This window comes from Polyangium sp. y55x31 (assembly GCF_029946505.1).
In the GTDB taxonomy this organism is placed as follows: Bacteria; Myxococcota_A; Polyangia; order Polyangiales; family Polyangiaceae; genus Polyangium.
In genome coordinates, this window is sequence record NZ_JARZHG010000015.1 from 23,606 (window position 1) to 36,604 (window position 12,999).

At 69.0% G+C, this 12,999-nt stretch carries 12 protein-coding genes; 2 read left to right on the forward strand and 10 right to left on the reverse strand.

Translation table 11 applies throughout. The features are described from left to right. Nucleotides 1-76 precede the first annotated feature (76 nt). From atpG to QHF84_RS24985, 10 genes are all read right to left on the reverse strand, one after another. Nucleotides 77-1,012 carry an ATP synthase F1 subunit gamma gene (gene atpG / locus QHF84_RS24940; protein WP_281315906.1) on the reverse strand — a complete coding sequence of 312 codons (936 nt, stop codon included), beginning with the start codon at nucleotides 1,010-1,012 and terminating at the stop codon, nucleotides 77-79. A 3-nt stretch (nucleotides 1,013-1,015) separates the two neighbouring features. Then, complete coding sequence (gene atpA, locus QHF84_RS24945; RefSeq protein WP_281315907.1) at nucleotides 1,016-2,800, reverse strand: F0F1 ATP synthase subunit alpha; 1,785 nt, start codon at nucleotides 2,798-2,800, stop codon at nucleotides 1,016-1,018. A gap of 79 nt (nucleotides 2,801-2,879) precedes the next feature. Beyond that, nucleotides 2,880-3,422: an ATP synthase F1 subunit delta gene (gene atpH / locus QHF84_RS24950; protein ID WP_281315908.1), complete on the reverse strand. Its 543-nt coding sequence runs from the start codon at nucleotides 3,420-3,422 to the stop codon at nucleotides 2,880-2,882. Beyond that, complete coding sequence (locus tag QHF84_RS24955; protein ID WP_281315909.1) at nucleotides 3,419-4,399, reverse strand: ATP synthase F0 subunit B; 981 nt, start codon at nucleotides 4,397-4,399, stop codon at nucleotides 3,419-3,421. The genes atpH and QHF84_RS24955 overlap by 4 nt, the downstream gene beginning before the upstream one ends. Next, nucleotides 4,396-4,938, reverse strand: coding sequence for an ATP synthase F0 subunit B (locus QHF84_RS24960; RefSeq protein WP_281315910.1), 543 nt, complete (start codon nucleotides 4,936-4,938; stop codon nucleotides 4,396-4,398). The genes QHF84_RS24955 and QHF84_RS24960 overlap by 4 nt, the downstream gene beginning before the upstream one ends. Before the next feature lie 294 nt (nucleotides 4,939-5,232). Further along, nucleotides 5,233-5,625, reverse strand: coding sequence for a PIN domain-containing protein (locus tag QHF84_RS24965; RefSeq protein WP_281315911.1), 393 nt, complete (start codon nucleotides 5,623-5,625; stop codon nucleotides 5,233-5,235). Between the two features lie 7 nt (nucleotides 5,626-5,632). Further along, nucleotides 5,633-5,914 carry a hypothetical protein gene (locus tag QHF84_RS24970; protein WP_281315912.1) on the reverse strand — a complete coding sequence of 94 codons (282 nt, stop codon included), beginning with the start codon at nucleotides 5,912-5,914 and terminating at the stop codon, nucleotides 5,633-5,635. Nucleotides 5,915-5,959: 45 nt separating this feature from the next. Then, nucleotides 5,960-7,297 carry a hypothetical protein gene (locus QHF84_RS24975; protein ID WP_281315913.1) on the reverse strand — a complete coding sequence of 446 codons (1,338 nt, stop codon included), beginning with the start codon at nucleotides 7,295-7,297 and terminating at the stop codon, nucleotides 5,960-5,962. Nucleotides 7,298-7,301: 4 nt separating this feature from the next. Continuing rightward, entirely contained in the window at nucleotides 7,302-7,904 is a 603-nt protein-coding gene (gene miaE, locus QHF84_RS24980) for a tRNA isopentenyl-2-thiomethyl-A-37 hydroxylase MiaE (protein WP_281315914.1), read from the reverse strand. A gap of 91 nt (nucleotides 7,905-7,995) precedes the next feature. Then, nucleotides 7,996-9,069 carry a hypothetical protein gene (locus tag QHF84_RS24985; RefSeq protein WP_281315915.1) on the reverse strand — a complete coding sequence of 358 codons (1,074 nt, stop codon included), beginning with the start codon at nucleotides 9,067-9,069 and terminating at the stop codon, nucleotides 7,996-7,998. A gap of 806 nt (nucleotides 9,070-9,875) precedes the next feature. Between QHF84_RS24985 and dnaA the strand changes: the two genes are divergently transcribed. Further along, nucleotides 9,876-11,330, forward strand: coding sequence for a chromosomal replication initiator protein DnaA (gene dnaA / locus QHF84_RS24990; RefSeq protein WP_281315916.1), 1,455 nt, complete (start codon nucleotides 9,876-9,878; stop codon nucleotides 11,328-11,330). 53 nt (nucleotides 11,331-11,383) lie between these two features. Then, nucleotides 11,384-12,997, forward strand: a complete 1,614-nt coding sequence (locus QHF84_RS24995) for a thioredoxin-like domain-containing protein (RefSeq protein ID WP_281315917.1) — start codon at nucleotides 11,384-11,386, stop codon at nucleotides 12,995-12,997. The last annotated feature ends 2 nt before the right edge of the window (nucleotides 12,998-12,999 follow it).

Here is a 12,999-nt window from a genome sequence, read left to right on the forward strand (position 1 = left end):
AGGTGAGGACTGCGGGCCGTGGGGCGCGGCTCGACGCTTCCGAGCGACGCGCCCCACGAGCGGGACGAGGAAGGACTTATTCCTTCAACGCCTCGCTGCCGCCGATGATCTCCATGAGCTCCTTGGTGATCGCAGCCTGACGCGCGCGGTTGTATTCGAGCGTCAGGCGCTCGACCATTTCCTTCGCGTTCTTCGTGGCCGCGTCCATCGCCGTGAGCTTCGCGCCGAACTCGCTCGCCATCGACTCGTAGAGCGCGCGCAGGAGCGAGATGTCGACGTACATCGGCGCGAGCACGTCGAGCAGCGCCTCGCGGTTCGGCTCGAAGATGAACTCGGTCGCCGAGGTCGCCTCGGCCTGATCGGCCTCCGCGAGCGGACGAACGGGCAAGAGCCGCTCGACCACGACCTGCTGGGTGACCGCGCTCTTGAACTCGTTGTAGATGACGTAAATGCTGTCGACCTCGCCCTTGAGGAAGGGAGCGAGGATCTCTTTGCCCACGCGCTGCGCCGTCTCGAGGGCGAGCTTCTCCCAGACACCCGGGAGGTAGCCGAGGTTCGGGGCGTTGCGGCGGCTCATGTAGTCACGGCCTTTGCGGCCGATGACCTTCATGACGACCTCCTGCCCCTGCTCGACGCGGCTCTTCCACTCGCGCTCGGCGCGCTTGTTGATGTTCGTGTTGAACGCGCCGCAGAGCCCACGATCACTCGTGAGGATCAGGAGCATCACGCGGCGCTCCTGGCGCTCGACGAGCAGCGGGTGGAGCGGACGCTCGAGGACGACGTCGGCATCCGAAGGGACGCCCTGCCCGCCATCCTGCGCGCTCGCCGCGCGCGCCGAGGCCGTGATCGCCGCGAGGACCTCCTGCGTCTTGACGGCGTAGGGGCGCAGCTCGGTGATGCGCTGCTGGGCGCGGTTGAGCCGCGCACCAGCAACCATCTTCATCGCGCGCGTGATCTTCTGCGTCGAGCGGACGCTGGTGATGCGCTTGCGGATCGCTTTGAGCGAAGGCACGGGTTACTTCGCTTTCTTCGCGGCCTTCTTCGGGGCCGCCTTGCCATCGGCCTTCGCCTCGGCCTTCGGGGCCTCGGCCTCCTCCTCCTCGACGGCAGGCTTCGACTTGCCGCCGGGGACGAAGGTCTTCTTGAAGGTCTCGATCGCCTTGTTCATCTTCTTCTTGAGCTCGTCGTCGAGCGCCTTCTTCTCGGCGATCTCCGGCAAGAGCGTCGAGTGCTTCGACTCGACGTACTTGTAGAGCTCGTCCTCGAACTGCGCGAGCGCATCGACCGGCAGGTCGTCGATGTAGCCGTTGATGCCGGCGTAGATGATGAGGACCTGCTTCTCGACCGAGAGCGGGACGTACTGGCCCTGCTTCAGGATCTCGACCATGCGCGCGCCGCGCTCGAGCTGCTTGCGCGTCTTCGCGTCGAGGTCGCCCGCGAACTGCGCGAACGCCGCCATCGCGCGGTACTGCGCGAGGTCGAGGCGGAGCGTACCGGCGACGCTCTTCATCGCCTTGATCTGCGCGTTGCCGCCGACGCGGCTGACCGAGATACCGACGTTGATGGCCGGACGAACACCCGAGAAGAACAGGTCCGCCTCGAGGAAGATCTGACCGTCCGTGATGCTGATGACGTTCGTCGGGATGTACGCCGAGACGTCACCGGCCTGCGTCTCGATCACTGGCAGCGCGGTGAGCGAGCCGCCGGACCACTTGTCCTTGATGATCTCGTAGTCGCTGCCCATCTCCTTCAGGCTGTGGTGCGACGACTCCTTGCCCTGCTCGCCGATGTGGATCTTGCCGTCGGCGCCGCGATAGTCGCGGTCCCCGGGCGGCGGCGCCGGCGTGCCCTTCTTCACGACCCAGAAGACGTCGGCCATCTTCGCCGCGCGCTCGAGCAGGCGCGAGTGGAGGTAGAAGACGTCGCCCGGGTACGCCTCGCGGCCCGGCGGGCGGCGGAGGAGCAGCGAGAGCTGGCGGTACGCGACGGCCTGCTTCGAGAGGTCGTCGTAGACGCAGAGCGCGTGGCGGCCCGTGTCGCGGAAGTACTCGCCGATCGTGACGCCCGTGTACGGCGCGATGTACTGCAGCGGCGCCGTCTCGCTCGCGGTCGCGGCGACGACGGTCGTGTACTCCATGGCGCCGTAGGCCTCGAGCCGATCGACGACCTGCCGGACCGTGCTGAGCTTCTGGCCGATCGCGACGTAGATGCAGTAAACGCCCTTGCCCTTCTGGTTGATGATCGCGTCGATGGCGACGGCGGTCTTGCCGACCTGGCGGTCGCCGATGATGAGCTCGCGCTGACCACGGCCGATCGGGATCATCGCGTCGATCGCCTTGATGCCCGTCTGGAGCGGGTCCTTGACCGGCTGGCGCTGGATGATGCCGGGCGCCTTCACCTCGACGCGGCGGCGCTCCTTCGTCTCGATCGGGCCCTTGCCGTCGATCGGCATGCCGAGCGCGTTCACGACGCGGCCGACGACCGCCTCGCCCGCCGGCACGTCGAGGATGCGGCCCGTGCGCTTGACGGAGTCGCCCTCCTTGATGAGGCTCGTGTCGCCGAAGATCGCGCAGCCGACGTTGTCGGCCTCGAGGTTCAGCACGAGCCCCGCGAGCGTCTCGCCGCCCGCGCCCACGAACTCGACGAGCTCACCGGCCATCGCGCGGCTGAGGCCGTACACGCGGGCGATACCGTCGCCGACCGTGAGCACCGTGCCCACCTCGGTGACGAGCGCGGCCTTGTCGATGTTCTGGATCTGCTTCTTGATGATCTGGGAAATCTCTTCGGCTCTGAGCTGCATGGGGGAAGTCCTTGATCCTGGTTCGACCCGGCCCGTGCGAGGGGCGGTGGAAGTTTGGGGGCCTCGGTCGGCCTATCGACTAGGTGCGGAGCAGCGACTCGCGGAAGCTCTCGAGGCGGGCCTTGACGCTCCCGTCGATCACCCGGTCGCCGATGCGGGTGACGATGCCTGCGATGAGCGAGGAATCCTGCACGTGGGTGATGACGACCTTGCGGCCAGTCGATTTCTCGAGCTCGGCGCGGAGCTTCGCAAGGTAGCTCTCGCTGAGCGGACCAGCGCTCGTGACCGTCGCGCGGACCGTGCCCGCGTCCTCGTCCACGAGCTTCTCGAGCTGACGGACCATGTCCGGCAGCGCCGAGAGGCGCCTGCGCTTGGCGAGCAGGCGCAGCGTCGAGAGCGCCGTCTCGGAGAGGCTCATGCGCTGGCCGACCTCCTTGAGGACGGCCTCGCGTTGATCCTCCGCGATGAGCGGGCTCGAGAGGACCATCCGGAGATCGTCCGACTTCTCGAAGCTCGCCGAAAAATCCGCGAGGTCCCGCGCCACCACGGGCAGATTCTTGAGCTCCTTGCCGAGCTCGAAGACCGCACGCGCATACCGCCTGGCGATCGTCTCGCTGCTCATCGCGCTCCTCCCGCAGGCCCGCTCGCAGCGAGCGCTTCACGCACCGAGGTCAGGTAGTCCTCGCTCATCCGATCGAGATCGGCCTGCGCCGTGCGGCTGCGGATGATCTCCTCGGCCGCCGCCGTCGCGCCCTGCACCGCCTCGCGCATGAGCTCGATCCGCGCCGTCCGGAGCTCCTGCTCGATGCGGAACTCGGCGTCGCGGCGCATGCGCGCCCGGCGCTCCTCGGCCTCGGCAACGATGTGCTTCTTCTCGAGCTCGGCCTGGGCCGCGTACTCGGCCTTGAGCGCCGTGAGCGTCTCGGCCATCTGCTCGAACTTGTTCTCGTACTCGTCGAGCCGCTTCTGCGCCTCGTTCTTCAGCCGCGCCGCGTTGTCGATCTCCGACATGATCGACTGCTTGCGCTTCACGAGCGCCTCGCCGATCGGCTTCTTGCCGAAGCGGTAGAGGATGAACCCGAGCACGCCGAGGTTCAGGATCGACGCGAGGAACGGCGGCGGCTCGTTCTTCGGATCGCAAGGATCCGCGTGGTTCTCGTAGCGCCAGAGGAGCTTGTTCACGAAGCCCGGCTGGATCGCCTTCTCGTTGTTCACGGCGATCATGCCGTGCCACCAGTTGATCTGGTCGAAGTGCGGGGCGTCGTGCGGGCCGTGGCCGGGGCAATGCCCGCCGTGCCCGCCGCCGTGATCACCCGCCGCCTCGGCGTGCGCCGGCGCAGGCGCGCGCTGCGGCTGCCGCTGCATGCCCGGCGGAAAACCAGGGCGACCCGGCATCCCCTGCCCCGGCATGCCACCCGGCATCGGGCGGCCCATCTGCCCCGGCTGCCCCGGCGCCGGCCGCGCCTGGCCCGGCGGGACGTCGAGCGGCGGATGCCCCGCGGGCAAACCCTGGTTCGGGTTCGTCTGCGCGAACGCCGAGGCGCCCGCGAGACCCACCGCGAGCGGGAAGAAGACTTTCGCGAGCCTGCGCGACATCATCGACCGACCTCCCGACCGAGGACCCGAGACGCGATCTCGGCGGCGAGCGCCGGCTGCGCGTCCTTCAGCTCCTTCCTCATCTGCTCGACCTCCGCGGCGATCCGCGCCTTGCCCGAATCGAGGATGCGCGCCGCCTCGTCACGCGCCTCGGCCATGATCTTCGTCTCGAGATCCTTGGCCTCGCGGCGCAGCTTCTCGCGCTCGACACCCGCCTCGCGGCGGACCTTCTCGAGCTCCGCCTCGTACTTCGTGAGGAGCTCGCCGGCCTTCGCGTCCATCGCGCGGGCCTCGACCTTGGCGCCCTCGGTGCGCTTCTCGCGTTCCTCGAACACACGCAGGAGCGGATCGAAGAGCAAGGGCCGCAGCACGACGACGAACGTCGTGAAGAGGATGAACTGGGCGATGAACGTCGGGTCGAAATCGACGTTGATCGCCGAGGCGAAGAGCTTGGCTGAGGCGAGGTGGTTCACGGGATCCGGCGGTCTCCGGAGGGCCTCGATGTCTCGATCGGCTCGAGAGACGGGGAGGCCAGGGGTCATGACCCTCGGTTGATCCCGAGGAGAGAGCCTCCGAACGTCACGGGCCGCGCGAGAGGCAAAAAGACACCCTCTCGATGGGCGCGGGGGCAACTAGCACGTGACGAAGGGAACGGGAAGGCCCCTTTTGTTCGCCGGAAGCAGGCCCACCCGCGCGGCGCAGAAAGGGGGCAAAGGAGCCGGGTCCGAGCCTGCCGTTTCCCGAAAAATGTGCGTCCGGTCCGAGGTCGGCCCCGACGGACATCCCACAAAGGAAAGGGTCGCGCGGACGAACCCGCCCGGCCGCGCGACACGTCGCTAGAGCGTCCAGTCCTCGACGCGCAGGTGCGGATAGATGCGGAACGCGGCGGGCCTGCGCGTGACGAGCGTGAAGTCGTGCGTGACGGCGATGGCCGCGATCATGACGTCGTCGGTGTCGACGTCCGGCGCTACGGTCGTGCGGAGCTTGGCGAAGGACTGCGCCGCGAGCGTGTCGAACGGCGCGACCTTCACCGCCGCGACGAGGCGGATGACGTCCTGCATGAGCTTCGGGTGCCGCGTGCGGCGCGCGGCGATCAGGATCTGGCTGACCGTGATCGACGTCGTCCAGCGCTCGGAGGTCGGCACGCCGGCGAGGCGCTTGACGAGCAGCCGCGAAGGGACCGTGCGGAGGACCTCGGCCAGCGTGGCCGTATCGAAGAGGTAACCCACGCGCGCCTCAGCCCCGACGCCAGAGACCGGTCTGCGAGATGTCGGTGAGGAGCGAGTCGACGAACTCGTCGTGGCGGCACGTGCCGCACAAGGAGAGCAGCGGGTCGACGCCGTCGACCGCAGGATCGGGTGGGTCGATCTTGTCGAGGTCGCTCATCGGGACGATGGCCGCGATCGGATGCCCCTCACGCGTGACGAGCGTGCGCGCGCGGACGCGTTCGGCCGCATCCACGGCGTCGAGGCAATGACCCGGCAGGTCGGCGATGGGGATCCCGTACTTCTGCACCACGGCCTGATACCTACCGGATCGGGCGGCCGGAGTCACGAGCGCGCATCAGCGGAAGAGGTCGGCGAGCGAGCGCGAGAGCTCGACCAAGCCCGCTTCGATCGCGGCCTCGGGGCTCGTCGGATCACGCGGCAGGACGGCATGCTCCTCACGCAAGGCGAGAGCGGCGCGCGGGTTCTGGAACCAGTCCTCATCGAAGCGCTCGATGAGCGCGCGGCGATCCGAGAGGGCGAGGAGCGCGCCCGCGAGGCGCGTCGGATCCTGAGGATCGATCGCGGGAAGGACGAACGCGAGCACGCCGGGCAGGGAAACGCCGAGGGCACGATCGGTGAGCTCCTCGAAGCGCTCGCGTCGCGCGCGGTGCGGAAGGGTGACCGAGCCACGAAGGAGGACGCGCGCTGCGTCGAGGCGGAGCGAGAGGAGGAGCGCACGAGCGACGTCTTGCGCTTGCGATCGCGCACGTGAGCGTCCGAGGCCGAGCAAGCGCGCGCCGAACGTGGGATCGGCGGGCAAGGCGCCGAAGAGCGCAGCCCTGCGCGCGGAGCGAAGATCGAAGGGCGGACGCGCGAGCACGAAGGGCGCCGCGCGCGGGACGTCGGCCTCGGCGAAGGCGCGTCCGAAACGAGCGAGCGCGCGCGCGAAGGAGGCGGCGCCGAGGAGGCGCGGGAGCGGGAACGGCGGGATCGAGAGGCCATCGAAGAGGCCCGTCTTGCCGAAGAGCTCCTGGAACCAGCGCGGCGAGAGGCGCGCAGGCCAGCCCTCGCCGGCGTCACGCGCGAGCATCGCGGCGAGCGCGTCGTCCCAGCGCGGCGCGCGCTTCGGCATGAGCTCGGCCGTCACGTCGAGCAGGCGCTCGGCGATCCGCGCGAGCGAGGCCGGGGGATGGACGGGGATCTCGAGGGCATCGACGTCCTCGACCCCGAGACGGCGAAACGCCTCGGCGCGGCGCTCTTCGTGGACGAGCGCGGCGTCCGAGAGATCGCCGGAGCCGCGCGTGAACGCATCGGCGAGGACGTGGCGGCGCGCCGGCACGGTCTCGTCGAGCAGACGTTCGAGCGTCACGCGTGGGCTCACGCGTTCGGGCACGGGATCTTCGATCTCGATCGCAGGCGCGTGCCACGCCTCGGCGACGCGCACGCGCTCGGCCCAGGTGACGCGCGTGATCGTGAGTGCTGCGGCGTGCGCGCGCGCGGCCGCGAGGATCGGATCCTTCGCGCCCCGCTCGCCGAGCTCGATCCACATCGAGCGTGTGCTCACCGCGCGGAAGGCTTCGAGCACGTTGCCGCGGTGGGCGGGTCCTTCGACGCGGAAGGCGCGCTCCTTCTGGCGCAGCTCGTCCGTGGCGCGCGCGATCAGACGATCGATCTCGTGCGGAGGCAGATCCATTGCTTCACCCGTGCACGGTGGGCTCTTTGCCCAGCACCTCGACGAGCTTCCCCTCGGCCCGCGCGATCTCTTCGAGGCGCGCGCGCACGGCGGCTGCGTCCGCCTTCACGCTCGTCGCGAGGTCGACGAACGTGCGGTAGTGCCGCGCCTCGCAAGCGAAAAGCTCCTCGTAGAACGCGAGCAGCTCGGGCTCGTCGCCCCGCGCCCGCAAGGCCTCGCAGAGCAGGCGAAACCGCTCGCACGAGCGCGCCTCGATCACCGCGCCGACGAGCAGCCGATCGACGAGCGGATCCTCGGGCGCGCCCTTGCGACCGACGCCGATCGCCTTGCGTAGCTCCGCCGCGTACACGTCGACCTCGGGCTTGCCGAGCGTGAGCCCGCGCCGGGTCAGCTCGTCGAGCACGCCTCGGAAATGACGCAGCTCCTCTTCGGCGAGCTCGACGAGGGCGCGCGCCACCTCCGTTCGCTCCGGCCATCGCGCCGCGAGCGAGAGAGCGTTCGACGCCGCCTTCATCTCGCAGTGCGCGTGATCCCGGAGCAGGGTGGCGAGGTCCGCGAGGGCCAAGGCAGCCCAGGTGGGATCGGTCGGTCGGGTCAGGCAGAGCACGACGCCCGAACTATGGCACCACGTTTCCGGGCGCAAGACACGCCGCGCATCCTTCCGTCCTGGATGCGCCCGCGCGCTCGGACGCTCTGCGTCACTTCTCCGCTTCGCCGCTCGTGCCTTCGCCGCTCGACCCTTCGCCGCTCGACCCTTCGCCGCTCACGCGGTTGCGGGTGAGGCCGCTCGACTCGAGGTGATACGTCAGGCCGACGGCGATCATCGTGCTGTTGATCTCGGTCGAGAGCGTCCGGCGCACGGAGACCTCGGCGGCGATCTCCTGGCCGATGTAGCCGAAGCCGCCGGAGAGCTGATGGACGCCCGCGCCTTGATCGAAGCGGTAGCCGAGGCGAATCGGATAATGGTCGGCCGCGAGGTACTCGGCGCCGGCCATGATGCGCGCCGTCGCCTTGTTCCACGAGTCGAGATCGGCGACGCCGTCGACCTCGACCGTGATGTCCTTCGATCCGTACCCGAGCGCGGCGCCGATCGTGGTGGGCAAGAGGCCGTGACCCGGGTGCGTGAGGTTCTGCCCCGCGATGCCGAGGTGCACCGACTGCGTGATCTTGATGGTGAGCCCTGCGTCGAAGGTCAGCGCGTCGACCGACGGCATGCGCTTGCCCGCGGCGTCGACGAGCCCGCCCGACACAGAGCTGTAACGTCCGGTCGCCGCGTCATCGAGTGGACCGAAGCCGTCCTGGATCATGCGCAGGTAGCGACCGCCGACGCCGATGAACACGCGATCGCCGATGGGGTATGCGGCGGCCGCGCGCGCGTCGATGAACCCGCGATCGACGCCTTCGGGATCGATGATGCCGCCCGAGAACGCGAGGCCGCCGGCGATGCGGGTCGACGACGTGATCGAGTCGACGATGGCACCGCCGCCGATGGCGCGTGTCACCTCGGGCGTGAACTGCCCCATCGCCTCGATGTGGTAGAGGCGCGTGAGCGCCATGTTCGCCGGGTTCGAGAAGATCGCCGTCGTGCCGTTGCCGACGGCGCGCGTCGCGCCGCCCATGGCGAGGCTCCGCGCGGTCTCGTTCTCTCCGTAGGAGTAGGCGAACTGCGGGGCGAGGGCGCTTTCCTGCGCACTCGCGCGCGTTGCCCACGATCCGACCAGGAGCACGGACAGGACTGCGGTGGTGGTGCCTCTTCTGCTCACCTGGCGCATGGGGGGGCCTTAGCCACATGTCGAGGCCCAGGGCAACTTCTCGGGTCCCGCGGAAAACGGCTTCGGGGCAGGGGACAACCGTCGCGGGCAAACGCCGGAAATCATGGACAATCTTCCCTCTTGACGGACGGACGCGTCTGCCAATGCCCGCCTCTCGCGGGCGTCCGGAGGGCGCGCTCCCTCCGGACGCTATGGATTCGGCCCTCGCCGCAACGTGACGCCCGAGGGAGCGCGAACGGCGCTACGCGTCGGATCGTCGAACCCGGAAAAACCGTCGTAAAATCAGGTGGTTGGCGCATTTGTTTTCGATGGGGATGGACGCCCGCCCATCCCCGGTGCTACCTCCGGTTCGTCTTCGTCGCGGCCCCTCGGCGGGGCCCGTCGGGGCTCGGATTTTTCCTGACGATCGTGAAGGAAACCTCCCAAGGGCTTACGCAGGGGAGGCTTGATCCTGTATTGTCGTTTTCGCGTTCCGTGATGAACCATTGCGCGAAGCTCGAACAGCCCCCCTGGAAATGGGCGGGTCGCCCACGCGGGGCGACCCCCATCCCCGAGCCGGGCGAGCCCCGAAGCGTCGCCGGGCCACAGGCCCCTGATCGTGCTCTTCGCGCCCGCAGCATGCGCTCCCCTCGGCATTCTGTGGATATCTTGTGGACAACGCGGGGAATTCGTCACGGGAAGTAAAGATCCCGTATTGATTCCGCACGATAGCGAGACGAATCGCTGATGCGGGTTGTGGAAAACCTGGGGGCGATCCTCGACGAGGATCGCCGCGGCACTGTATTCGCAGCGATTTCTGGGCAGGAATGACCACTTCGAGAGACGAATCGCGAGCGATTTTCGAACGGGCGATCGAGCATACGCGCGGGCTCTCCCCTGCGACGTTCGATCAGTGGTTCGGCGGCGTGCAGTTCGACGACCTCACCGACGGGGTCCTCTCGCTCCGGGTACAGAACGAGTTCGTCCTCGAGTGGGTGAAGACCAATTTCCTGCCCACGATCACCGACAAGATCCGTGAGCTCACCGGCTGGAGTGTCCAGGTCGCCTGGACCATCGACCAGCACCTCGAGGCTCCCATCGCCAACGTCCCGCAAATGCCGCCCGTGCGCCCCCGCTCCCTCGTCGTGCGCCCCTCGACGAATCCGCCGAGCGCGCCCGCATCTCCGAGCGCGCCCGTCGCGGCCGAGCCCCGCGCCCAGGCCCCCGCGCCCGCCCCTCAGCGCAGACCTGCCCTGCCCGAGGATCTGAACCCGAAGCACACCTTCGCGACGTTCGTCGTCGGCCCCTCGAACCAGCTCGCGCACGCCGCCGCGATCGCGGCCGCGGGCGGCGGCGGCAGGCGGTATAACCCCCTCTTCATCTGCGGCGGCACCGGCCTCGGCAAGACCCACCTCGTCCACGCGATCGCGCACCGCGTCCTCGACGAGCGCCCCGGCGCCCGCATCATCTACGTCTCCGCCGAGCGCTTCACGAACGACTTCATCACGGCGATCCAGCATCACCGGATGGACGACTTCCGCGCGAAGTACCGTGTCCACTGCGATCTCCTGCTCGTCGACGACATCCAGTTCCTCGCGGGCCGCGAGCAGACGCAGGAAGAGTTCTTCCACACGTTCAACGCGCTCCACGGCCTCGATCGGCAGATCGTGGTGACGAGCGACAAGTACCCGCAGAACCTCGAGCGCATGGAGGAGCGGCTCGTCTCGCGCTTCTCGTGGGGCCTCGTCGCCGACATCCAGGCGCCCGAGCTCGAGACGCGCGTGGCCATCGTGCGCAACAAGGCCGCGCTCGAAGGCATCGTCCTTCCCGACGACGTCGCGCTCTACCTCGCCCAGGTGATCCGCTCGAACGTGCGCGAGCTCGAAGGCACGCTGATCCGCCTCGCCGCCAAGTCCTCGCTCACCGGCCGCCCGGTGGATCTCGCCTTCGCCCGCGCCGAGATCACGGCCGCCACGCCGCGCGCCTCGATCATGAGCGTGGAGGACATCCAGCGCGCGGTCTGCCACCATTTCCACCTTCGCTCGATCGATTTGACCTCCAAGGATCGCCACAAGAGCATCGCCTTCGCGCGGCACGTGGCGATGTACCTGTGCAAGCAGCGGCTCAAGGTCTCGTTCCCCGAGATCGGCCGCGCCTTCGGCAATCGCGACCATACGACCGTGATGAGCGCCGTCCGGAAGATCGAGGCCCAGCGCGACACCGACCCCCAGGTCCGCGCCCACCTCGAAGCCCTGGAGCGCAAGCTCGCCGGCGATTCCTGAGCCTCCCGCGCCTCGCGGCATCCCCGAAGGCCCGCCGCGCGTAGACTGGGGCCATGCGCTGGATCCCGTCCCTCGCGCTGCTCGTCGCCACGAGCGCGTGCGCCTCCCCTGCCCCCGCGCCCGTCACGAAGCCCGCCCCGAAGGTCGAATTGCCCATCCTCGACGCGGCGTCGAAGGAGGCGAGCGCGCCCAAGGAGCGCTTGCTCTTGCCGCCGGGCGACAGGCCTTCGATCCCCGAATGGAACGGCGCGACGGCGTGGCTCAACGTGGATCGACCGCTGCGCCGCGACACGCTGCGTGGCCACGTGGTGGTGGTCGACTTCTGGACGAGCTGCTGCATCAACTGCCTGCAAACGCTGCCGACGCTGGCCGCGATCGAGCGGCATTTCGCGAAGGATCCGGTGCTCGTCGTGGGCGTGCACTCGCCCAAGTTCGACGAGGAGAAAAACGCGGCGCGACTGCGCGACACGCTTCGCGATCTGGAGATCGTCCACCCCGTCGCCGTCGACGCGAACATGACGATCTGGGACGCGTGGGGCGTGCGCGCGTGGCCCACGGTCGCGGTGATCGACGCGGAAGGCAGGCTCGCGTGGGTCGGATCGGGCGAGCCGGATCCAGGCGACCTCCGCGGCGCCGTCGAGGAAGCGCTCGCCGAAGGGCGAGCCGCGAACGTGCTCGCGAAGGCGCCGATCGAAGGGCTGCGTCCCGATCGCGGGCCGGCGGGCGTCTTGCGATACCCGGGCAAGGTGCTCGCGTTGCAGAACGGCGGCCTCGCGATCGCCGATACGGGTCATCACCGCATCGTGCTGACGAACGCCGCGGGCGCGGTGGAAGCCGTATTCGGCGCGGGCGAGGCAGGCGCGAAGGACGGAGCGGCGGAGAGCGCGACATTTCAGCGGCCGCAGGGGCTCACGGAGATCGGCTCGGATCTCTACGTGGCCGATACGGGCAACCACCTGATCCGCAAGATCGACCGGCGCACGCGGGAGGTCACGACCGTCGCCGGCACGGGCGAGCTCGGCACGGAGCCGCTCGGATTGCAGGAGCACACTGCGCGAACGGCCCCGCTGCGCTCGCCGTGGGATTTATTGCACCACAAAGGATCGATCTACGTCGCGCTCGCCGGCTCGCATCAGATCGCGGTCTTCGATCCGAAGATGGGCACGGTGCGCCTCTATGCGGGCAGCGGCCGGGAGGCACGCGAGGACGGGCCGGCCCAGGCCGCCGCGTTCGCCCAGCCGAGCGCGCTCGCCACGGACGAGAAGAGCTTGTTCGTGCTCGACAGCGAGACGTCGAGCGTCCGCGCGATCGACTTCACGACGGCCGAGGTGCGCACCGTGATCGGCGTCGACCTCTTCGTGTTCGGCGACGTCGACGGCGAGGCTTCCAAGGCGCGGCTGCAGCACCCGATCGGCATGACGTACGGGCAAGGCGCGCTCTGGGTCGCCGACTCGTACAACGGCAAGGTCAAGCGCGTGGACCCGGCAAAGGGCACGACACGCACCGTACTCACGGGCCTCGCCGAGCCGGCGGGGATCACGGTCTCCGGCAAGGACCTCGTCGTCGCCGACACGAACAAGAGCCGCATCGTGCGGCGCGCGATCACCGCGACCGGCGAAGCCGCGCCCGTCACCCTCACGGGCCTCGCGCCTCCGAAGTCGCCGTGAGC